The organism is Streptomyces sp. NPDC025806 (genome assembly GCF_055558275.1).
Genome location: NZ_JBVHMU010000016.1, coordinates 84,223 through 103,988 on the forward strand (window position 1 = coordinate 84,223; position 19,766 = coordinate 103,988).

Annotated in this window: 26 protein-coding genes; 8 read left to right on the top strand and 18 right to left on the bottom strand. The window is 65.6% G+C overall.

All coding sequences use genetic code 11. The features are described from left to right. Positions 1-33 precede the first annotated feature (33 nt). The 12 genes from ACZ4E1_RS30475 to ACZ4E1_RS30530 form a co-directional block, all read right to left on the bottom strand. A complete protein-coding gene (locus tag ACZ4E1_RS30475; protein ID WP_467545529.1) occupies positions 34-378 on the bottom strand; it encodes a hypothetical protein in 345 nt (114 codons plus the stop codon). Beyond that, positions 375-644: a phage fiber-tail adaptor protein gene (locus ACZ4E1_RS30480; protein ID WP_467545531.1), complete on the bottom strand. Its 270-nt coding sequence runs from the start codon at positions 642-644 to the stop codon at positions 375-377. Before ACZ4E1_RS30480 ends, ACZ4E1_RS30475 begins: the two co-directional genes overlap by 4 nt. Then, a complete protein-coding gene (locus ACZ4E1_RS30485) occupies positions 641-781 on the bottom strand; it encodes a hypothetical protein (RefSeq protein WP_467545533.1) in 141 nt (46 codons plus the stop codon). The genes ACZ4E1_RS30480 and ACZ4E1_RS30485 overlap by 4 nt, the downstream gene beginning before the upstream one ends. Further along, complete coding sequence (locus ACZ4E1_RS30490) at positions 778-4,131, bottom strand: hypothetical protein (protein WP_467545535.1); 3,354 nt, start codon at positions 4,129-4,131, stop codon at positions 778-780. The genes ACZ4E1_RS30485 and ACZ4E1_RS30490 overlap by 4 nt, the downstream gene beginning before the upstream one ends. A 26-nt stretch (positions 4,132-4,157) precedes the next feature. Further along, the gene (locus ACZ4E1_RS30495; RefSeq protein WP_467545537.1) at positions 4,158-4,649 is read right to left on the bottom strand and encodes a hypothetical protein; all 492 of its coding nucleotides are present in this window, start codon (positions 4,647-4,649) and stop codon (positions 4,158-4,160) included. A 33-nt stretch (positions 4,650-4,682) separates the two neighbouring features. Next, positions 4,683-5,003 (bottom strand): hypothetical protein, encoded by a 321-nt coding sequence (locus tag ACZ4E1_RS30500; RefSeq protein ID WP_467545539.1) that lies wholly within the window; start codon positions 5,001-5,003, stop codon positions 4,683-4,685. Between the two features lies 1 nt (position 5,004). Further along, positions 5,005-6,858 carry a glycoside hydrolase family 26 protein gene (locus ACZ4E1_RS30505; protein ID WP_467545541.1) on the bottom strand — a complete coding sequence of 618 codons (1,854 nt, stop codon included), beginning with the start codon at positions 6,856-6,858 and terminating at the stop codon, positions 5,005-5,007. Between the two features lie 15 nt (positions 6,859-6,873). Continuing rightward, a complete protein-coding gene (locus ACZ4E1_RS30510; protein WP_467545543.1) occupies positions 6,874-8,949 on the bottom strand; it encodes a hypothetical protein in 2,076 nt (691 codons plus the stop codon). Next, positions 8,949-9,950 carry a hypothetical protein gene (locus ACZ4E1_RS30515; protein ID WP_467545545.1) on the bottom strand — a complete coding sequence of 334 codons (1,002 nt, stop codon included), beginning with the start codon at positions 9,948-9,950 and terminating at the stop codon, positions 8,949-8,951. The genes ACZ4E1_RS30510 and ACZ4E1_RS30515 overlap by 1 nt, the downstream gene beginning before the upstream one ends. A 28-nt stretch (positions 9,951-9,978) precedes the next feature. Beyond that, a complete protein-coding gene (locus tag ACZ4E1_RS30520) occupies positions 9,979-10,386 on the bottom strand; it encodes a hypothetical protein (RefSeq protein ID WP_467545547.1) in 408 nt (135 codons plus the stop codon). A 14-nt stretch (positions 10,387-10,400) separates the two neighbouring features. Beyond that, positions 10,401-10,679, bottom strand: coding sequence for a phage fiber-tail adaptor protein (locus ACZ4E1_RS30525; protein ID WP_467545549.1), 279 nt, complete (start codon positions 10,677-10,679; stop codon positions 10,401-10,403). Positions 10,680-11,143: 464 nt separating this feature from the next. Then, entirely contained in the window at positions 11,144-11,428 is a 285-nt protein-coding gene (locus ACZ4E1_RS30530) for an HNH endonuclease (protein WP_467545552.1), read from the bottom strand. Positions 11,429-12,205: 777 nt separating this feature from the next. Here ACZ4E1_RS30530 and ACZ4E1_RS30535 point away from each other — a divergent pair. The 8 genes from ACZ4E1_RS30535 (at position 12,206) to ACZ4E1_RS30570 (ending at position 16,871) form a co-directional block, all read left to right on the top strand. Then, on the top strand, positions 12,206-12,475 hold the full coding sequence (locus ACZ4E1_RS30535; protein ID WP_467545553.1) for a hypothetical protein: 270 nt from the start codon (positions 12,206-12,208) through the stop codon (positions 12,473-12,475). A gap of 112 nt (positions 12,476-12,587) precedes the next feature. Beyond that, positions 12,588-12,794: a hypothetical protein gene (locus ACZ4E1_RS30540; RefSeq protein ID WP_467545555.1), complete on the top strand. Its 207-nt coding sequence runs from the start codon at positions 12,588-12,590 to the stop codon at positions 12,792-12,794. A gap of 420 nt (positions 12,795-13,214) precedes the next feature. Continuing rightward, positions 13,215-13,622: a hypothetical protein gene (locus ACZ4E1_RS30545; RefSeq protein WP_467545556.1), complete on the top strand. Its 408-nt coding sequence runs from the start codon at positions 13,215-13,217 to the stop codon at positions 13,620-13,622. Positions 13,623-14,079: 457 nt separating this feature from the next. Next, on the top strand, positions 14,080-15,114 hold the full coding sequence (locus tag ACZ4E1_RS30550; protein WP_467545558.1) for a DUF932 domain-containing protein: 1,035 nt from the start codon (positions 14,080-14,082) through the stop codon (positions 15,112-15,114). A gap of 231 nt (positions 15,115-15,345) precedes the next feature. After that, the gene (locus tag ACZ4E1_RS30555) at positions 15,346-15,555 is read left to right on the top strand and encodes a hypothetical protein (protein WP_467545560.1); all 210 of its coding nucleotides are present in this window, start codon (positions 15,346-15,348) and stop codon (positions 15,553-15,555) included. 5 nt (positions 15,556-15,560) lie between these two features. Then, positions 15,561-16,496: an ATP-binding protein gene (locus tag ACZ4E1_RS30560; RefSeq protein WP_467545796.1), complete on the top strand. Its 936-nt coding sequence runs from the start codon at positions 15,561-15,563 to the stop codon at positions 16,494-16,496. After that, positions 16,496-16,633, top strand: a complete 138-nt coding sequence (locus ACZ4E1_RS30565; protein ID WP_467545562.1) for a hypothetical protein — start codon at positions 16,496-16,498, stop codon at positions 16,631-16,633. The genes ACZ4E1_RS30560 and ACZ4E1_RS30565 overlap by 1 nt, the downstream gene beginning before the upstream one ends. A 10-nt stretch (positions 16,634-16,643) precedes the next feature. After that, on the top strand, positions 16,644-16,871 hold the full coding sequence (locus ACZ4E1_RS30570; RefSeq protein ID WP_467545564.1) for a hypothetical protein: 228 nt from the start codon (positions 16,644-16,646) through the stop codon (positions 16,869-16,871). A 337-nt stretch (positions 16,872-17,208) separates the two neighbouring features. On the opposite strand, the gene ACZ4E1_RS30575 is transcribed toward ACZ4E1_RS30570, so the two are convergent. From ACZ4E1_RS30575 to ACZ4E1_RS30600, 6 genes are all read right to left on the bottom strand, one after another. Next, positions 17,209-17,628: a hypothetical protein gene (locus ACZ4E1_RS30575; RefSeq protein ID WP_467545566.1), complete on the bottom strand. Its 420-nt coding sequence runs from the start codon at positions 17,626-17,628 to the stop codon at positions 17,209-17,211. 115 nt (positions 17,629-17,743) lie between these two features. Further along, the gene (locus ACZ4E1_RS30580) at positions 17,744-18,163 is read right to left on the bottom strand and encodes an HNH endonuclease signature motif containing protein (protein ID WP_467545568.1); all 420 of its coding nucleotides are present in this window, start codon (positions 18,161-18,163) and stop codon (positions 17,744-17,746) included. A 187-nt stretch (positions 18,164-18,350) separates the two neighbouring features. Continuing rightward, on the bottom strand, positions 18,351-18,563 hold the full coding sequence (locus tag ACZ4E1_RS30585) for a hypothetical protein (RefSeq protein ID WP_467545570.1): 213 nt from the start codon (positions 18,561-18,563) through the stop codon (positions 18,351-18,353). Then, positions 18,560-18,781: a hypothetical protein gene (locus ACZ4E1_RS30590; protein ID WP_467545572.1), complete on the bottom strand. Its 222-nt coding sequence runs from the start codon at positions 18,779-18,781 to the stop codon at positions 18,560-18,562. The genes ACZ4E1_RS30585 and ACZ4E1_RS30590 overlap by 4 nt, the downstream gene beginning before the upstream one ends. After that, on the bottom strand, positions 18,778-19,446 hold the full coding sequence (locus ACZ4E1_RS30595; RefSeq protein ID WP_467545574.1) for a hypothetical protein: 669 nt from the start codon (positions 19,444-19,446) through the stop codon (positions 18,778-18,780). Before ACZ4E1_RS30595 ends, ACZ4E1_RS30590 begins: the two co-directional genes overlap by 4 nt. Then, positions 19,443-19,676 carry a hypothetical protein gene (locus tag ACZ4E1_RS30600; protein WP_467545576.1) on the bottom strand — a complete coding sequence of 78 codons (234 nt, stop codon included), beginning with the start codon at positions 19,674-19,676 and terminating at the stop codon, positions 19,443-19,445. The genes ACZ4E1_RS30595 and ACZ4E1_RS30600 overlap by 4 nt, the downstream gene beginning before the upstream one ends. Between the last annotated feature and the right edge of the window lie 90 nt (positions 19,677-19,766).

Consider the following 19,766-nt stretch of genomic DNA (forward strand, 5'->3'; position numbering starts at 1 on the left):
TCCAGGCCGGCCAGGGACGCCAGTTCTACAGCCTCACGGCCCAGGGTTGAGACGGCCGTAGGGGGCTCGTGGCAGATCCGGGGCCTTTGGTGCCCGAGCGAGCTTGGACTTCCGAAGCTTCTCAAGGTCGTCCACCTCGCCCTCTGCGTTCGGATCGGGTATCGCCTCGATGTCCTCGATCAGCTTCTGGAGCCGCAGGACGAGGGCGGACAGCTCACCGGTGCGCATCTGCGACATGAAGCAGGTCTTGCACCGGTTGCCTTCAAGTTCGTGCGCGACGAAGTCACGCATCGCGATGAGGGAGTCGCGGGTGTTGCCCTTCCGCACGACCTCTTCGAGGTTTTCGCGCGGGGCGAAGTACTCCATCTCGTCGCTCACCGATCGGTCACCACGATCTGAAAGGACCGCTCGTCGGTCCGGCCGCCGGCCGTCGTGATGTGGCAGGTGACGTCGTAGACCCGGCCAGCGGTGCCGCCAGAGAGCCACACGGTCACCTTGTCGGCGCCGAGGACCGAGCTGTCCACGGTGATTCCGGTGGTGGCGGTCACAGACTTCGATACGAGCGTGTCCCCGGTGGCCAGCCACTTGGACCAGTTCACCTCATAGTCCAGGACCGCACTCGGATCCTTGTACCACTTCTTCACGCCTCCACCTCCAACACCCTTATCTCTCGGGGGAGTTCGTAGACCCTGTGCTCCTCGACATCGAAAGAGCGGACCTCCCGGGACACCCGGTCGATCCGTTCTTCCTCGTCAAGAAGCCAGACACGGGACTCGCTCACACGTAGACCCTTCTGTCTGGCGGTGTGTTCTCGTTGAGCCGCGCCCTCGCCGCAAAGGCGACCGCCGCAGCCGACGTCCCGCCGGCCGGAATCTCGCCGCTCGTGATCACCTCAGGCTGGAAGGCCGCCACCGACACCACGCCGCCACCCGCGCCCGCACTGGACGAGGACGACACCCCGGCGTCGAAGGCGACAGCCGCCGCATCGACGATCTCGGCCGCCTGCTCCAAGACCGGCTTCACATCCGGCACCTGCGCAGTCGCCGCAGCGTGACCCGCGGTGAAGCCGATCCGGACCGTCGCTCCGAACGCGCTCGCGCCCGAGCCGGACTGGCCAGCAGGGGCATCCGTGGCCGCCACCGTGTCCGCCGTCGCCGGCTGACCCGCAGCAGCCGCTGCCGCCGACCCCGAGCCCGGCCGGATCGACACCGAAGCCGCGTACGCGGTCGCCCCCGCCGCCGACTGGCCAGCCGAGGCATCGGTGCTCGCCACCGTGTCCGCCGAAGCGGCAATGGCGACCGAGGTCGCCGCCGGGGAGCCAGCGTGAGGCCCGACCAGGACTGTCGCGTCGTAGGCCGTGGCCCCGTCCGCTGCACTGCCGGCCGAGACCGTCTTGACGGTCGACGCCGTAGCGCCGAAGGCCGCCGCCGAGACTGACGTCGCGCCCGAGCCCGCCGTCAGCGACACCGACGGGGAACCCGCCGAGGCCGAGGCCTCGGTGTCCGGGGCGTGCGCGCCCGACGCCGACGACACCGAAGGCCCGAAAGCTGCCGCCGTCGCCGAAGCCGAACCCGCCTGGGCGCGCAGGGCCGCCGTCGGCGCCTGCGCCGAGCCGGTAGCCCCAGCCGCCCCCGCCACCAGGCGGGCACTCGGCCCGGAAGTCGTCGCCGAAGCCGCTGCCGAGCCCGCAGGCGCGCCGACCTTGGCCGAGGAGCCGTTCGCGCCCGCCGTAGCCGCCGCATGGCCGGCCGGGGCGAACGACGCCAACGAGTCACTGGCCCCGAGGGCTGTAGCCGTCGCCGAAGCCGTCCCGGCGTTCGCCCGCAGCGCTGCCGTCGGCTGCTGGACCGCCGCCGACGCCGACGAGATGTCCGCCGGGCCGATCGTGTCGTCCAGGTCCGCCGCCGGATCCTGCGCCGCCGCGGACACCGAAGACGATCCAGCGGTCGGCTTCACCAGGGCCGCGGGCCCGTTCGAGGCGGCCGAGGCCGCGGCATGACCCGCCGGGGCGCTCGTCGTCGAGAACGAGGACACAGTGGCGCCGTTGGCCACCGACGTGGCCGAGGTCGTTCCCGCAGGGACGGCCGGGAGAGCCGCGCCGGCGTTCGCGGAGCTGCTGGCCGCCGCCTGGCCCGCACCCGACCGGATCGCCGAGCCGGGACCGTTCGCGGCAGCCGTCACCGCACCCGCGCCGGCCGCAGGGCCGACCAGGACCGTCGGACTGAACGCGACAGCGGACTCCGCCGTCTGGTCGGCCGGGCCGATCGTGTCGTCGAGATCCGCAGTCGGAGCCTGCGCCGAGACCGTCGCCGCCACAGAGCCCGCAGGGACACCCAGGAGCACCTGAGGACCATTCGCAGCACTCGTGGCCACCGCCTGGCCGGCACCGGGCCTCACCGTGCTGGCGACGCCGTTCGCCGAAGCCGTCGCCGAAGCCGAACCAGCCGGGGCGCCGACACGCGCCGCCGAAGCGTTCGCCGCAGCCGAAACCGACGCCAGCTCGGCCAGGCCGAGGGTGTCGTCAAGGTCAGCCGACGGAGCCTGGGCCGCCGCCGTGACCGAAGCCGACCCGGCAGCCGGCCCGACGAGACCCGTCGGGCTGTTCGCTGCCGCCGTCGCCGAAGCGAGGCCCGCAGGGGCACTCGCCCCGCTGCTCACCGTCACCGTGGCGCTGTTCGCGACCGCCGAAGCCGCCGCACTGCCCGCCTGCCCGCCAAGGAGCCCGCTGGGGGACTGGGAACCGGCCGTGGCCGCCGCCGAGCCCGCATTCGTCGCCAGGGTGGCCGTCGGAGCGTTCGTCGAGGCCGTCGCCGCAGCCGAACCGGCGGCAGGCTTCACGGAAGCCGTCGGCGCCTGGGCGGCGGCGGTGATCGCCGCGGTCTGCCCGCCGGCCATGCCCATGTTGAGGTTGTCGATGATGAACGAGGGTGGAGTCGTCTCCGTGCCGAAGTAGCCGGAGAGCAGACGCATCTGGACTCGGCTGACGTCCAAGGTGGTGCTGTGGCTGGCGCCGAACTGTGTCCAGTGGGCTCCGTCGAGGCTCGTCCAGAACGAGATGTAGCTCGTACTGCTGATGGTGTCCTGCTGGATTCGCCACCAGGCATAGTTCGAGCTGAAGGTGGATCCGTCGATCTCCCAGTTCGTGGTGACGCCGGCCTTGATCTCGCGGCCGTACATCGTGTTGGCGTTGATCAGGCCGAACTCGATGTAGTTACTGGAGTCGATGTACACCTGCATGATCGCCTGGCGGCCACCGTTGCCACCGTTCGGGACCTGTGCGGCCTGGAGGCTGTACGTCGAGTCCGTCAGGTCGTACAGCGTGCTGCTGTAGAGGATGTCGTAGGTGCTGGTGCAGTGCAGGTTGAGCTGGCCGGACACGACGGACGGGGAGCCGAAGTTCGAGTCCCAGGTGACGGTGTCGAGCGAGGTGAAGGCATCCGACTTGCTGTTGATCTTCACAGGGGCCGGACGCAGGAACATCAAATAGCGACCCTCGGTCGCACTCGTCGCGTTGTTCCTCGTCGCCGACGCCGACTGCGACCCAGAGGCCACGTTCGCCATCTCGGCGATCTCCAAGCCCAGCCGGGTGGCCGTGGTGCCCGAGGTGCCGGTGGCCCCGACCCGGTCCTGGATCTCGGTGTAGCCGGTGGGTGCGGTCCAGGTGACATCCGTCGCGGTAGTGCTGGTGAAGCGACCCACGAAGGCAGCGAACGCCCAGGACAGTGCGCCCTGCGTGTTGCTGACCGAGGGGGTCGCGGCGGCGGCCGTGGTGTCCGCTGCGGCGACGGAGGGCGCGGCGTCCACGACCGGGGTCGTCTGGTCGACGCCTGTGTAGGCGACGATATCGACCGCGCAGGCTGCGCCCGTGGTCCAGGTGATCGAGCGGTCCGTCTGGGCGCCGGTGAAGAAGCCGGTCCAGATCGCGAAGCCCAGCGTTGACTGTGAGGTGTCCTCGCGCAACTTGGTGAAGCCGGAGCCGGACAGCGTCATCGCGGAATTGCCGGACTTGGCGGCGACGACGATGACGTAGCTGTTGGCCGGCAGTGTGCCCAGGGCGGACAGTGCTGCCGTCTGAGAGGTAACAGAAGACGTCGAGCCACCGGATGTGGAGGCGAACCGAGAGATAGTCACCGATCCGCCTCCCCGGTCAGGTCACGTCAGGAGCAGGTGATGCGGAAAATTCCGTTCGAGTGCCACACGATCGTGAAGCTGCCCGCCGTCACCGACTGCGCGCCACCGAAGTAGTGGAAAGACACGCCCTGGTCGGCGACCGAGCCGCCGGAGATGGTGTCGTCGTAGACGAGGCATCCGTAGACGTTGGCCAGGGTCGTGGAGGCGCCGGCCTGCGGGGTGTCGGCCGCGTCGAACATCATCACGCCGGAAGAGGGCGTGGTGAACGTTTTCGACGTCAGCGGCTCGCCATTGTTGTTCCAGTTGGTGCCGTCGGACACCTGGTTCGCGGCCACCCACGCCGAGGAGGCGGCGCCGTTGCCGGTAAGGCTGACCGCGGCGTCCTTGTCGGGGGTGCCGGTGTTGTTGAAGAGAGCGGCCTTGACCGTGTCGGAATCCAGACCGGTGTAACCCGTCCCGGAGACCTGGTTGATCATCACCGGCCACTCGCGGAACATGGAACTTGCGGACCATGCCATGGTGTTGCTCCTTATTCAGTTGTGCGCGGTGGCTTAGACCGCTCCTCCTGTGTTGTCGACACAGGGCGCGAAGACGGCGCAGTCGGTCCCGTCCTCCCGTGTCGTCTGGATGGCCGAGACCGGCCTGTTGTCGCCGTCGTAGGTGACAACCTCTTCGCCGACGTAGTCTTCGCGCTCGATGGCCTCGACCTTGCACTTGGTGCCGGCCGGTACGTAGGGCGCCGTCAGGCCCTTCAACCCCGGGCACGCATGGAAGCGTGTGTGGGGCCGGGATTCGTGGGTGACCTCCGTGCGGTCACAGTTCGGGCACTCCCAGCGCTGCTCGGGCGGCTGGAGTATCGGGATCGCGGGCAACCTAGGTTCCTATCGGTCGCGGGTTGACGCCCAGGCTCGACTGGGGCGGGTGGGAAGCTGAAGTCACCGCGTTCTGCGGCGGATTGACCTTCTTCGGGCCGGAGAAGCCGACGTTGTTCGCCACCGCCGTCGCTGCACCGTGGCCGGCGACGATGCCCTTGATCGCGGTCGGGCTGAACGCCTGGGCCATCGCGCCGGACGCGCCACCGAACTCGTTCTGGTAGCGGGCCTGGCCGGACGGGAACTGGGACAGAACGCCCGAGCCCCAGTCGAAGTTGAAGTAGGACTGGTAGTAGACGTTGTTGTCGCGGAAGTACGCGGCCATCTGCGAGATGAAGTAGGGGTCATCTCCGCCGCCCGCATAGCTGTCGCCGGGCTTGTACAGACCCCACTCGGCGCAGACGTTCTGCTTGCCCTTCGAGGCTACGAACGCGACGTGATCGTTGAGGCCCATCGTCTGGGTCGTGATCCACGTCCACCGGTCGACCGCCGAGATGGAGGTGTCCATCCACTTCACGTCGTACACGTTCATGCCGATGTAGTCGACGTACGAGTTGCCCGGGTAGTAGTCCGCGAACGCCGTCAGCGTATGGCCGCTGATCAGGCCGAGCGCGCTTTCGAGCTGGAACTTGAACGCCTGGCCGGAGATCCCTCGCAGTAGCGTCACGATGTGCTGGAACGCCGAGACGTAGCCGGACGGGTTGTCGCAGGCCTGCCACGGGCCGATGCCGGTGTTGTTCGGCTCCCAGCCCAGCATGATGATCGCGTCCGGGTGGCCGGCGGCGACGAGCGCGTTACCGGCGTTCGTGAAGTAGGTGTCGTACGTCCCAGCGACCACCCCGGAGAAGTCCCCGGGATTCGCATCGGTGAGGACCGGGATGCCGTACACGAACTTGCTGCCCGGCCTGGCGTTCCGCCACGTCTTCCACGGGTCGAGCTGGTTGGTGCGCATCGTGGAGACCGTGAACTGCGACCAGGCGTCGTGCGGCAGATAGTCGGTGCCGACATCCATCGTGCGGCCGGTCAGAGACTCGTTGGCCGTGGCCACCGAGATACCGCTCGATCCGTACCCGCCGTACATGCCGATGAGCGCCTTGTTACCGCGCCCGCTATTGGCGCCGACCTTCGCCTTCGGTGCCTGGGCAGCGGCCGTCACGACCTCGTCCGGCGCGTTCGCGAGCCGGCCGATGCCCGTAACAACGGCACTCGCCGCCGCCGCTCCCGGCTTGGCCCGGGTCAGCGAGGTGACGTCAGCCGAGGCCGACGCCGCGCCCGCCGGGGCGTTAGTGGACGCCGGCGGGTTGTTGATGTTGTCGACGACCGCATCCGGCGGGGACGTCTCCGTCCCGTAGTAGCCGCAGAAGATGTGCGCGTGCAGGGCGGTCAGCGCGAGCGTCGGCGTGTGCGCCGCGCCCATCTGCGTCCAGGTGTTGCCGTTCGGGCTCACCCAGAACGAGATGTAGCTCGTCCCGCCGACCGTGTCGTGCTGGATCTTCCACCAGCGGTGATTCGTCGCGTTGTAGGCGAGGGACTCCCACGTGGTGAGAGCCCCCGACACGGTCTGCCTGCCGTAGAGCTGGGTACCGATGTACGCCAGCTCGATCCGGTTGTTCGCGTCGATCTCGACAGCGAGGGACGTGTAGCGGCTGTTGCCCCCGCCGGTCGGGACCGACGCCATCTCGGCGATGAGGTGCGAGTCGGTCAGGTCGTACGTGGTGCTGGTGTACAGGCCCTCGTACGCGCTGACACAAGACAGGTGGATCTGCCCGGACGTGAGCGTCGGCGTGCCGTAGCTGTAGTTCCACGGCGCCGACGCCGTCGTGAACGAAGCGAAGGAGTCGACGAGCGAATCCATCTTCGCCACAGTCCATCACCCCCCAACGGTTGCGGATGCGGAGCCGGCCAGAGCGAACGCCCCGGACGGGCCGCCGGCAGTCGTGAGCGGAAGAAGCGCGACGACGATCCCGGTCCGGACCGAAGGGCTGGCCAGGGTGAACGTCGCGGAGTCGATGAACGTCGCCGGTGTACACGAAGCGGTGTACACGTAGAGGCCTCCGCCGGCACCATCGGTCGTCGCGAAGTCGGACCGCTCCTGGACGTCCGTGAGGTCGGTGTCCGAGGTGGCGAGCGTCGCCTGCCCCGACGTCGAGCTGATGCCGTGACCTCCCACGTAGATGACCATCTCGTTGGGGATGCTCGTCGACAGCGAAGGCATAGTCGCCGTTGTATCGTCCACGCTCTGGAAGATGCCGCCGTCGACGTCGATCGGACCGTCGGTGATGTCGCAGCCGCGGAAACAGTGGATGACGCCGCCGGTGTGGTCCCCGCTGTCGGCCAGGACCGGCGCGACCTCGGAGCCGGCCACCACCTTCCAGAACACCGCGATCTGGTTACCGGTCGCCGAGCTGCCCGTCACCTGAGGCGACGACGCGATCTGGGTCCAGCCCGCCGGCGTCGCGATCGTGTCGCCCTCCTCGGCAGTCACGGTCAGGAGGAAGACGTCGTTGAGCTGGTACATGCTCGGCAGCGGGATCGTCACCGACCCAGTGCCGTGAGCGAAGCCGCCCGTCGACACCCACGCGACCGCGTTGTACGCCTCGAAGTCGACCGCATGCCCCATGCTCGGCAGGACTGCCGACATCGAGCCTGAGTTCGTTGTGTACGAGATTCCGGGGAAGTCCGCGGTCAGCCTGGGCAGCGAGGCGGACAGGACCGCAGCGTTCTCCAGGCCGCAGCCGACGGATGACGTCAGCTTCGGCAGCGTCATGTCGACGGGGCCGGTGTCGCCCTGCGGGTCGAGGAAGCGGGCCACCGGTGCAGGGAGGGTCGCCTTCAGTTGGCCGTTCGGCCCGTTGAAGTTGATCACCACGCTGGAGCGGTAGATCTCCACCATGGTCTCAGCGTAGATCTTGAAGGCACGCTTCTCGTCCTCGACGACGATCACGTTGTCGCCATGCGGACGCGTCTCCACGACCAGCGCTGCGCGCAGCCCCGGCAGGGGCGCGGTCACCGAACCGATCGGGTTCACCGAGCCGGAAACGCTCGGCTGGAGCTTCGGCAAGGCCGCGGCCAGCGGGCCGCCCGTACCGTACGCCGACATCGATACCGACAGCTTCGGCAGCCCGGTGTTAAGAGTGCCCGACGGAGGGGCCGCGGTCCCCACGAACGACGACGTCACCGGGTGCGGCAAGGTGCTCGACGCCGTGCCGTAGATTTGCGGCACATCACCGGCTAGGTTCGCCGTCACCTTGGGTAGTGAAGCCGTTACAGACCCGGCCGCAGCCGCCTCCAACGTCCACGTACCGAACACGTTGTCCGTCACCGCAGACGAAGCCGTCGTCGACAAACCTGCCTTCGACCCCGAACCCGTGAAGTCGGCGTCGTCCAGACACACGATGTGCGCGTACGAGATACCCGACGAGGCGCCATTGTTGCCGTGGTCCGACAGCTCCGACGCCGTTCCCGACGACTCGGTGAACGTCACCGGCGTATCCGTCGCCACACGGCCAGACCGGGCATAGAACACCCGCCCCACCGGGGCCGACGTCGTCACCGCCGCCGTCGACTGCGTCGCTGTCGTCGTGGTGTTCGCCGTGTAGTTGCTGTTCGTGCCGACCGCCGCCGCGGTGTTCACACCCGACCAGGCCGTCAGCGTGCCCACCCAGCGCTGCGAGCCGAGGGAATTCTCGGTCCACGTGTAGTTCGCCGGCTCCGACCCCGTGGCGACCTTCGTCCACAGCGTCATCTTCATGCCGCCGCCGGACGTCGCCTCATCGGTGTTCGTCCAGCCCGACGGACCAGTCACCGAAGAACCCGAACCGATCGCCGTCACGACACACATCAGGAAGTCGCCGGCCACCACGCCCGTCGGCTTCGTCAGCGTCATCGTCGTCGAACCCGAGTTACCCGGACCGTTGACCGTAGAGCCCCGCTGGACGATCGCCATCAGTCGTCAACTCCCCTCGACGGCACAACAATCCGGCGGGACGAGTCCTCCTCCACCGTGATCACACGGACACCGAAAACCCGAGTCTCCGTAGCGATGCTCAGACCAGGCAGGATCGTCGCGTCCAGGACACCGGAAGCAGCCTCCGCGACGTTGAACGACGCTGACACCCTCGGCAGCGCCCCCGAAAGGGCGCCCGACGACGGAATCGGCTGCCCCAGACCCGCCCAGGACGACGACACCGACGGCAGCGAAGCCGAGATCACCGCATCGAAATGCGTACCGGCCTCAAAATCCGTCGACCCCACCTTCGGCAGCGTCAACACAAACGACCCCGAAGACGGAGTCGTCGCCGACTTGATCGCGATCGTCGCCTCAAGGTTGTCCGACTCCGCCTGCGAGCAGGAAATCGCCAGACCAGCCTTCGAGCCGGCCCCGGTGTAGTCCGCGGTCGCCGCATACTGCACATTCGCGTAACAGACCGAGCCACCCGAGAAGATGCCCGTGTCGACCAGCTCGGTCACGCCCGACGCCGTGAACGACGGCACCGTGGAGCCGGCGAACCGGACGGCCCGCACATACACAAGCCGGCCGTTCGCCGCAGCGACCGTGGGGGAAGGGCCGGTGTGCGGCTCCGACTGCGTACCGGTGATCGCCTGCGCGAAGTCCGTCCCCAGCGGCGTCGTCTGGTCGACGTTCGACCAGGCCGACAACGACAACACCAGCGGGGCCGCCGACGGCACACTGAACGCATACGAAGTCGGCTCGGAAGAGCCGGCGAGCTTCCAATAGACGCCCGTCGACCACGAGTTCCCGGTACTCCCCGACGCGTTCACGTAGAAGAGCTGATTCCAGCCCGAGGGCCTGGTGACCGTCTGGTTGTTGTTGGTGAAGACGGCCAGGAGCAGGTCGCCGGCCACCACCCCGGTCGGCTTCGTCGCCGAAACCGAGGTTCCGTTCGCCGATGTCGCCGATGTGGCTGTTCCGCGCAGACTGGGCATCGAATTCCCTTCCGGCGCGTACTGCCGATCAGCTCGTCGGCATGGTCACGGTGCCCGAGGTGATGGTGACGTTCACGGCCGCGGTGATCGACGTCGTGTTCAGGTTCAGCTCGGCGCCAGAAGTCGCCACAGACCCCTGAAGAACGACCGTCGTGCCGTCATTCAGAAGGATGCGGAAGAACGTCGCGGACCCCGAGTTCGAGGCCGCCACCGTGAGCGGGACACCGTTCAGGGTGAGAACGCCACCGGACGAGGCGAAAGCCGTCGAGTTGAGCGAGAACGTCGCCAGCGCGGTGTTACCGGAGAGGCTCGCCGAGGCGTTGGCCGGCGCTGTGCCGCTGTAGATGATGAGCTTCGCGGCGCCGCCGGAGTTGATGTACGTGTTGAGCGCGGACGACATCTGGTTCGCCGCCGCAGCCGTGAGAGTGGTAGCCATCTAGGTTCCCTTTCTTATCGCTGAGTGCAGCGGAGAGTGAAAGAACGGTCGTCGATACGACCGTCGGAAGTCGTGACCCGGTTGGTGACCCGGTACACCTGCCCCTCGGTGCCGCCCGAAAGCCACACCGTGGAAGTCTTCGCCGTATGCGAAAAATTCGTGACGACAATTCCCGGGTCGGTAATAAATACCGCGTCGGTAATCGTCTCGAATTCGCCCAGCCACGGCGTCCAGTCGAAGATCCAGTCCAGCGTGGCGTCCGGATCCTTTTTATGGTCCTTGAATATCGCCATCGCTATTCAGACCGCCCTTTCGGTGAATGGGAACTCACACTTTGAGGGCTCGGCCCCGCCGAAGGGGTGCCGGAGGGCCCTCGGAGGCCGGCCAGGGCGAGGCGGGCGATCTTCACGGAAGAACGACGGCCTACAAGCCTCTCACCAGCAAAAACATCGGCTGAACCTTGATCGAAACGCAGAATTTTCGATCGGGGAGAGAAATCCTCGACAGCGGGGTCGCCGGCGCGAATTCGAATTGCGCGCATACCCCTCCCCCCCCTATCCCCTTTTGCAATTCAGCGTGTATGTTGAAATGAAATGCGGGCCGCGCAATTCAAGGCCGCGCTATGGTGAATAGATGCATTCCCTCATAAAACAATTCATTGCCGCATGGTGCATTCAATTCGTGAGTGCGAGTGTGGGAGTCACATTCACGAGAGTGCATGCATGGGTGATTGCATTGAATATGCTTTGCAGGGTGGTCATTGCCATTTGCGTGAGAAGCGAGCAATTCGAGAATTAGGTTTCTTGCCTTTTCGCAAATTGCATATTCGGTGTGCAGGCATTAGGTTACCGAGGTCCTCTGCCAACCATGGTGCAAGGGCGAGGGGTATGACATGGTCAACCGTGTATGCCAGTGGGTGAGGGTGCGCTAGGTCATGGGGTATAGGTGCACCGCAGAGGTGACACACCCATGGGTACTCACGCTTGAGTTGTTCAACCATGCGTTTGTACTGTGCTGTGTTCCTACCTTGCTTTGCACTCATTGATCACTATGCATGGTGGGGTACATCCAGGGGGCGTAGTGGTGAGGGGCGCACTATGCACACTGAGAGTGCATGTGTGTATGCATAGGTGCACACACCATGGGTGCTATGCAGGGGTGCACCTAGGGGGTGCCTGTATGGGCCGAAGGTGCAGGCCCTTTTCCGCCTGGGGTTTGAATCCGAACCTGGCCGGCTGGCTTGCATTCCTGTCCGAATTGCCCCGAAAATCATGGTCTAGTTAACCCTTAACCATGGATAAATCGGACACTCCGGGCTAAACTGATAGTACGAACAAAGGAAAGGCCCCGACATACAGGGTGCGTCACCTTTTGCGCCGGTTCTATTCCGCGTGTTCGCCCAAGATCAAAGGCCACGGGCATCGGTGAAGTGTAAGGCGACTTTCGAGCCGCGCGACTAGTAACCGATCACTCCGGAACCTAGTGCAGGGGCCGCATGATCACCGAATGGCAACTCTTCGCCGAGAAGTAAGAGTCACACCGTTCCCGAGTAGCGGACAGAGGCGCTTCGAGCGTCCGCGCGAACCATCCCACCGTTGGTCACGTATCCCGGTTCGATTCCGGGCGGGAACACCACATCAGTCCAAGCTAGCGCAGTATCAGAAAGAAGATGATCAGTCATGACCATGGCTGAGTATCTGAAGTCGGCCCGCACACAGTCGCAGCGGGAGGTCAACACCCGGGGCGCCGTTCACGACTCCCACAACCTCACCCCGCGCGAATGCACCGAAATCCTCAACTCCCTTAAGGAGAAGCGGTCATGAGTGACGACGTCCCCAGCATCATTTCCGGCACGGTCACCAACCGCCGGGACGACACCAACCCTCGTAAGCGCACCCCGAATTGGCTCAAGCTCGGATACGCGTTCCTCGCCGCAGTCGTCGTCATCATCGTCGTATCGCTCGCCATGGCGCCCAGCGCTCCGGCCGGTGACTCGCTCCGCCCCTGCAAAACCGAGGACCAAACCCACTGCTACTGGGACGCCGACACCATGGGCAACGGCCAGGGTCACGACGTAGTGAGCAAGTGATGGGAACTCAGATCCGCATTCGCAAGGCGACTCGTAAGCCGAGTCGCCCCCAGGACATAGACACTCGCACCCCTAGCGGGAAGCAACTCCCGTACTGAAAGCGTGATCCGCCATGACCTACCACCCGCTGAGTGACGCCAACTACTCACCCCTGTCGCCGGAGTTCGCCGCAGCGTTCTACGAGCGCCGGGGCGCAATGCGTGACTACTCCGAAGCGTTCAAGGCCAACCCGTTCGCATGTGAGGTCTGGTCACTGTCGGCGTACGCCGACTCTGCAATGCGGGTCGTGCACAACGTCGCCCGGGGTGAGCGGTCATGAAACCCCTTGAACTGCGCCCGGGAATGCGTATCGAGTATCGCGGCACGGTAGTGCGAGTACTCGACACCCCGGAGACGTACACAGACTCACGCTTCGGAATGCCCCTTGTTCGATTCTGGGCCGCCAGGGAAGACACCGACGCCGAAGGATGGGTGCTCTTCGGCCCTAACCCGCCCGTCGAAATCAAGGTGTTGGCGTCATGACTTGCATGCTCGACAGGTGGCACGATGCGTATCACGCTGAGGCCCCGGACTACGTGAACTGCCCTTACTGCCAGGATGAATTGGTCCTGACGAATCCTCCGGCCGCCGGTCAACTCCCGTCCCTGTCAATGGATATGACCGGGGCGGTTGAGTACGGCGATTGGGCCGAAGCAACATACGACCCTGATAGCGGGCCGTGGTTCAAAGAAGGTATGTCATGAGCGGCCGAATATTCGCCCACCTTACGTGCACGCGCGTCCGGTGGCCCGAAGACTCCGAGGACTCCATCGAAGAGCACGGGTGGATTGATCGCTCATGGTCGCCGTACGTGCTTCACGTCTCCCGCAACGACGTTCGCCCGGAGGTGGATTGCGCCGAGGAAGAGGGAGAGGACGTCGAAGACTTGGGCGAGCAAGTGCGCGAATCGCTCGGGTGGTTGGAGGGCGGCTACGAAGACAACGGCGATGGCACGTTCTACGCCCGGGAGTCGTACACGCCGTTTCACGACAACCCCAAGGGATGGGACTACTCGTACGCGCTGCACTTTGTGCGCAAGTTCTACGGGCCCGGGGGATGGCAGGAAGAGCGCTGGCACCCGGTCAAGGATGGAGGCGTTGAGCTGTGAAGTGCATCGCCAAGGGTTGTGACGCCGAACGCTATTCGCGTCACCTCTGCCGGAAACACTTTGATCAATTCAACCGTGGCCGGGAGGTTGCACCGTGAGCGGCTACGTTCCCTGCGCGTGCAGGGACTGTATGGATATCGCGATCACGGGTGACGACAACGCCCCAGCGCTCTGCCTCCTGTGTAAAGAGGCAGGGTGCGAGTTCTATACAGGGCTCCCCGGATTCACATTCGAGTGCCAGCGCGAGGACGCGTACGGCACTGAAGACGAGTCGTGACTACCTATGGCGCCCGACTAGTTCGGGCGTTGTAGCAGCATCACGAACCCCCAGACACCCAACCCCCGGTCATGCCACCCGCGCCCCCAAGGGCGCACCGACTGGCTACCGGGGGTTGGGCCAATCCACGAAACACCCCCAAGAATGCCCGTACGGGGCCCCAGGAAAGGCGCAGGCATCATGTCCAAGGAAACACACCAGTGGCTCTCCGAAAACACCCTCATCGGCTTTACAGAGAAGCGCGGTCACGCGTGGCACCACAGGGCCGGGGATGACAATTGGTACCCCGGCGCCATCCCGGTAGAGGACGTGCACAAGCGGCTGTTTCACTGGGAGGCGCAGGAACGGCCTCTGTTCGTTCCTGCGGGCCCCGGCGATACTCGCGACTACACGTGGGCCGGGGGCGCACTGGACAACGGCATGAACCCTGTCCCCGGGCGTAAGGCCATCGTCCGCAGTGACAACGGGGACGTGCTCGGCCTGTTCAAGGATGGCTATCAGCCTCACCAGTACGGGGAATGGCTGCTCGACAACGTCGCAACCATCCTGGACGACTCCCTCATGATCGGTTCCGCCGGTCTGCTCAAGGGTGGCGCCGTGGCTTGGGTGTCGGTCGAAATGCCGGACACCCTGGAGACGATAGAAGGCGTACGGTTCCGGCCGTTCCTCCTGGCATGCACGTCGTTCGATGGCTCAATCGCCACCACCTACAAGGAAGTTGTCACGAACGTTGTGTGTGACAACACCATGTCGGCAGCACTGGGGGAGCGTTCGGCCACCGTCAAGGTGCGGCACTCCGCAAAGAGCCTCACCCGGATTCAGGACGTCCGCGATGCTCTCGGCATCGTCCACAAGATCGCCGACGACTTCAGTGCAGAGGTCGCCCGACTGTCGGCCGTCCGTGTCGATGACGCCGTGTGGGAGCGCATCGTCGATGATCTTGTGCCCCGGCCGGCCGACGGGTCTAAGCGCTCGCTCACCATGGCGGACAACAAGCGCGACACCCTCATGAGGCTCTGGCGCCACGATGAGCGCGTCGCCCCGTGGGCCGGTACCGCATTCGGCGCATGGCAAGCGTTCAACACCTACGGCCAGCATGAAAGCAACGTGCGCGGAATGACCCGCCCCGAACGAAACATGCTCAACGCAGTGTCCGGAGTCACCGAGTCGGCCGACGCCGACACCGTGGCCCGCATTCTCGCACTGGCAGCGTGACTAACGCGTGCGCCCCAACCGTGAGTTGGGGCGTAGGCGCAGCATCACGGTTCCAACACCCAAGGAAAGGCGCAGAGTTATGCCCACAGTGATCAGGGGCGCCGAACTCACCCGCGTAGTCGCCTGCTACGAGTGCGAGACGTGCGGCCGAGAGTACGCCCTCTATGAGGGCGAGGACTACACCGGCGTACCGCCCCAAGAGTTCATGCACAACTGTGAGGACGAGTGATCATGAGTGACGAGTCAGAGTTCCTGCGGCGCGAGCGTACGCGCATCCTGAAGAGGATCGCTGAGGCGCGCGGCCAGTTCATCATGTCCGGCGACGCGCAGACGCTCGCGCGCATGCGCACCCTGGTCGAAGCGTTCGCCGCTAACGAGGACGCTTACGCGTGGGCGCTCCGGCGCCAAGAGCAGTACAACGAACACAACCGGGGCAAGTGATCGCGATGGATTTCAACTTCACCCAGGGCACCTACGACGGCATGTCGACACCCGGCCCGAGCGAGTATGCATCGTTCGTCGGCTACGCATCCGTGGCCGAGGACATGTGGCAACTCCCCGACACAGAACTACTGTTGGGCCTCGGGGGCGACTACGCCCCTGTCACCGTGGATCTGTCCAGCGACACCCCGCACATGCTTGTGTCCGCCGCCAGCGGCACCGGCAAGAGCGTGATCGCCCGCTCCCTGGCAACTCAAGCTCTCATCAAGGGCTTTGAGGTCGTCATCCTGGACGCCAAACAGATCAGCCACATGTGGGCCGACACCCTGCCCGGGGTGCACGTGGCCCGGAGCGACGCCGAGATAGGCAACGCGCTGACCTCCATCGGGATGGAAGTTCACCGGCGCATGAAGCGCATCCGCAACTCACCCTTCGGCACCGCCGAGGACGTGGGCCCGCGCATCCTGGTCATCTATGAAGAGATGAACTCAACCGTCGACATGCTGAAAGAGCTTGACAAGACGCTGCCCCCGCGCGGTGTCTACAAGTCTCAACAGGCGTTCGGCGACATCATGAACCTTGGCCGCGCGGCCGGGGTTCACGTCCTCGGGTTCGCCCAGTATGCCGACAACGCCACCGTGCCGACACGGTGGCGCGAGTCGTTCGGGTACCGGGTCCTGATCCGCTGGTCCTCGAACCAATGGAACATGCTCGCTTGGCAAGTCGGCTACTGTCCCCCTGCTCCGCAGCACAAGGGCCGGGGGGTTGTCGTCGTCGGCGACAAAGCGATCACGACGCAGTTCCTCTTCCTCGAAGAAGAACACTGCGCCGCCCTGGTCCGCGAATACCGGCCGGAGCATCGGCCCCCGGGTCGCATCCGTCGGCACATGCGCGGGTTGGAGGCCCGCGCGGCACTCAGGGAAACGAAAGGGTTGGAGTGATGACCACGTTCAAGGCTCTCGCGTGGATTGCGATCCTGGTGTTCGCCGGAGTCACCGCCGGTTGGTGGGGTGTCGTCGCTGTCCTATTGGTCGGCGGCATCGTCGCCCCGGCCCGCATCCGTCGGCGTCGTCGCTAGGGTGGCCCCCATGGAAAGCCTTGATGATCAGGTTATGGCGTTCGCCGCCCGGCTGGACGCCGTCGGCAACCCTGAGGCAGCAGAGGAACTGCGGTCCTACGCAGCTCTCATCCGTGAAGTCACCCGGGGCGCCCATCGCGAGGGTTCCCTCGGCGAGACGCTCGAAGCGGTCGCCGTCACTGCGGAAGCGGCTGCACAGTTGGTCCAAGACAACACAGTTCATCCCCGAATGGCGTGAAACACCAAAGCCCCGGTCCCCCTCAGTGGGGGCCGGGGCTTTCGCATGTCTGGGGGCGGGTCGGCACGACAGGAGGGGAGGCGCCGGGGGAGTGGCTTTGGCCGGATGCGTCCGGTGACGACGATCATGGTCCGGATGATCTTACGAAATGATCAAGGTGCGGACCGAAAATGCGGACCGAAAATGCGGACCATGCGCGCGGCGCGGACCGAGGCCGGCGAGGGACCATGCGCGCGGCGCCGGCGGGGGCTGACCGTGAATTTTGCACACGACTGCCTGTTGACTCCATGATGAACCCGAAATGTCCTATTTGTCAACACCTTCGGACCAAGATTTTTTAGGGATCTTTTCGGGACCGGACCGGCGGCGGACCGGACCCGCGCGGCGGCAGCTCCAGGATGTCCCAGCCGGCGGACCGACCCGCGCCGCCCAGGCCGTGCCACGACAGCCGGCCCTCACGCCGCCACCGGTACAGCGTCTGCCTGTCCACCCCGGTGTAGACCTCGGCCGCGGCCGTATCGACAAGGCGCCGGCGAACATCACCATCACGGCCTGTCGCGAGCGCCCGTACGTGTGCGACCAGGGCTGGCGTCTCGAAGAACCAGTCGCTGTCCTTGGCGACGCGGCTAGCCTTGAACTGCTCCTGCCGGTCCTTCGCCCGCCCGTCCTCGACCGCGAGGAACTCCCCGCCGGGGACTTCGTCGGCGTACTCGTCGGCTATCCGGATGCGGCAGCAGAACCTGTAGTAGTTGATCACCAGGAATTTTCGACCTTCCAGGAACGAGCACCTTCTTTTCGGCCGCCCGGCTAGTTTTTCGGCTCCAGGAATCTCGGCCCATCCGGAGGCGAGAGGGGTCTTTTCGGGGGCCCGGCTAGTTTTTCGAATGGGGGCACCGGTCGCCGGCAGGACAGATCCGCTTGGGGCGGGCACCGCGTTGCATGTTCTCCTCCGGTGTCACCGGATCCATGTGGTGGGGGTTCACGCACTGCCTGTTCCGGCAGAGGTGGTCGAGCACCAGGCCCTCGGGTATCGGGCCCACCAGGTGCTCCCAGCACCAGCGGTGCGCCCGGAAGGTTCCGGCTCCCCGGACGCTGAACACGCCATACCCGTCGCGATCGAGCTTGGCCGTCCAGTTCCAGCAAGGCCCGGACCGGTCGACCTTCTCGAAGAAGTACTCAGCGGTGGGCCGCCGGTACGCCTTCACGTCCAAGCCCTGTTTGTACGCGCGGTTGTAGCAGCGGCGGCACATGCCCCGGCAGATGACCTTGCCCCCGCACTCGCAGATGTCCATGGCAACTCCGTTTCGGCGAACCGGTTGCGGCCCGCGCTCGCCGGCCACTAGCGTCCTCGGTACCGGTCTCCGCGTGAGCGGAGGTGACCCGGCGGTATGGCTGGCGCCCGCGCCACCAAGCCTCAGGGTGTTACCGGTTTCTCCGCGCAAGCGGAGGTATGGAAGGCCCCGCCTGTTGGTGGGGCCTTCAGCCGTCTATGGCCTTGAAGGACTGGGTGTCGCTCGCGTCGTAGCCCTTGTGTCGCAGCGGACCCGTGCGGTAGCCGGCCGCGATGGAGTCCAGGGTCATGGCCATGTCGTCGAGCAGCTCGATGGCGTCGCGGAGGATCTGCGCCTCGCCGGGGAGGAGGACGCCGCGTTCGGCTCTGGCGACGAGGTCGAGGAGAGCTTGCTTGTTCATCGGATGACGCCCTCCTTGAGGTATCGCTCGGCGGCGCGTAGAGCTTCGCCCCAGGTGCTGTAGTCACCCTGGGGCCAGCCGCCGATCTCCAGGTACCAGAACGGCGCGATGGGGGTGTCAGGCCCGCCCTTGGGGCCGAGGATGTACCAGCCGATTGCCTTGCGGATGAACGGCTTCTGCGGCCAGCAACACGAACAGGTGGCCCAGGGTTCGTTCACGAGGCCCGTCCTTGTTCGTAGAGGTCGACCCAGGTCTCCATCTTGTAGCGGTTTCCGCAGGCGATGCAGCGGACGTCGGTGCGCTGGACGTCGCGGCCGATGACGAGGGCGCCCCCGCATTCGCCGCAGCAGGTGTCGGTGAAGGCGACTTCGCTGGTGCGCTGGCCGAGGGTGTGCTGTGCCGTGCTCACCCAGCGTCGGGTGGCGGCCAGGCCCTCGCGGACGAGGTGGGGGTAGTCGTCGGCGATCTGCTGGAACTGGAAGGGCAGCGCGTCGAGGAGCTGGCCGACGGCCTGGAGGCCGAAGGATGGGTCGCGGCCGGCCTCGCGGGCGATGCGGTCGTAGAGGCTGTAGACCTCGACGGTGATCTCGTCGAGGGTGAAGAAGCCGGGGTTGGTGTTGGGTCGGCTGCCGGGTTTGTTGGGGCTGGGGCGTTCGGCTTTGGGTTCGGCTCCGCGGTCGCCCCAGTTCTGGTAGTCGCGGAGCTGCTGGAGCAGGCCGGGGTTGCGGACGGTCTTGGACCGGCGTTCGTCTACGACGGGGCAGGGGCAGGGCTCGGTCTTGTTGCAGTGCCCTCGGTGGTAGATGACGGGCTTGACGTATTCGACCTGCTCTATCTGGACGGTCGTGAGGAGGTGGATATTCTCCCTGATTTCGTCGATCACAGTTCTTCGTCCTCGGGTGACGGGTCGGTTATGCCCGCGAGCTGTTCGTGTTTCATGGTGGCCATGGTGATGCGGCGGGCTACCCGATATGCGGGTTCCCGGGGGAGGACTATTCCGGATATGAGCATTCCGGTTTCGCAGTGCCGGAAGCTGACGTGTACCCCGTCTTTTCCTGCTGCTATTTCGACGAGGACGGGATCCTTGCCGTTGTAGCTTTCGCCTTTATCCATACGGGTATGGCTCCCATTCCGGGTAGGGCTCCAGGCGTATTCCTCCACATTCGAGACAGAGGAATTCGCGGCACCATCCGCCCCATGTGG

Bases quoted from the DNA above. Each gene is read 5' to 3' on its own strand.
- ACZ4E1_RS30520 (WP_467545547.1), bottom strand. From the start codon at position 10,386: ATGGCTACCACTCTCACGGCTGCGGCGGCGAACCAGATGTCGTCCGCG.
- ACZ4E1_RS30570 (WP_467545564.1), top strand. From the start codon at position 16,644: ATGGAAAGCCTTGATGATCAGGTTATGGCGTTCGCCGCCCGGCTGGAC.
- ACZ4E1_RS30550 (WP_467545558.1), top strand. From the start codon at position 14,080: ATGTCCAAGGAAACACACCAGTGGCTCTCCGAAAACACCCTCATCGGC.
- ACZ4E1_RS30545 (WP_467545556.1), top strand. From the start codon at position 13,215: ATGAGCGGCCGAATATTCGCCCACCTTACGTGCACGCGCGTCCGGTGG.
- ACZ4E1_RS30580 (WP_467545568.1), bottom strand. From the start codon at position 18,163: ATGGACATCTGCGAGTGCGGGGGCAAGGTCATCTGCCGGGGCATGTGC.
- ACZ4E1_RS30495 (WP_467545537.1), bottom strand. From the start codon at position 4,649: ATGGCATGGTCCGCAAGTTCCATGTTCCGCGAGTGGCCGGTGATGATC.
- ACZ4E1_RS30525 (WP_467545549.1), bottom strand. From the start codon at position 10,679: ATGGCGATATTCAAGGACCATAAAAAGGATCCGGACGCCACGCTGGAC.
- ACZ4E1_RS30540 (WP_467545555.1), top strand. From the start codon at position 12,588: ATGACCTACCACCCGCTGAGTGACGCCAACTACTCACCCCTGTCGCCG.
- ACZ4E1_RS30505 (WP_467545541.1), bottom strand. From the start codon at position 6,858: ATGGATTCGCTCGTCGACTCCTTCGCTTCGTTCACGACGGCGTCGGCG.
- ACZ4E1_RS30585 (WP_467545570.1), bottom strand. From the start codon at position 18,563: ATGAACAAGCAAGCTCTCCTCGACCTCGTCGCCAGAGCCGAACGCGGC.
- ACZ4E1_RS30510 (WP_467545543.1), bottom strand. From the start codon at position 8,949: ATGGCGATCGTCCAGCGGGGCTCTACGGTCAACGGTCCGGGTAACTCG.
- ACZ4E1_RS30530 (WP_467545552.1), bottom strand. From the start codon at position 11,428: ATGAGTGCAAAGCAAGGTAGGAACACAGCACAGTACAAACGCATGGTT.
- ACZ4E1_RS30515 (WP_467545545.1), bottom strand. From the start codon at position 9,950: ATGCCCAGTCTGCGCGGAACAGCCACATCGGCGACATCGGCGAACGGA.
- ACZ4E1_RS30535 (WP_467545553.1), top strand. From the start codon at position 12,206: ATGAGTGACGACGTCCCCAGCATCATTTCCGGCACGGTCACCAACCGC.
- ACZ4E1_RS30555 (WP_467545560.1), top strand. From the start codon at position 15,346: ATGAGTGACGAGTCAGAGTTCCTGCGGCGCGAGCGTACGCGCATCCTG.
- ACZ4E1_RS30560 (WP_467545796.1), top strand. From the start codon at position 15,561: ATGGATTTCAACTTCACCCAGGGCACCTACGACGGCATGTCGACACCC.
- ACZ4E1_RS30600 (WP_467545576.1), bottom strand. From the start codon at position 19,676: ATGGATAAAGGCGAAAGCTACAACGGCAAGGATCCCGTCCTCGTCGAA.
- ACZ4E1_RS30565 (WP_467545562.1), top strand. From the start codon at position 16,496: ATGACCACGTTCAAGGCTCTCGCGTGGATTGCGATCCTGGTGTTCGCC.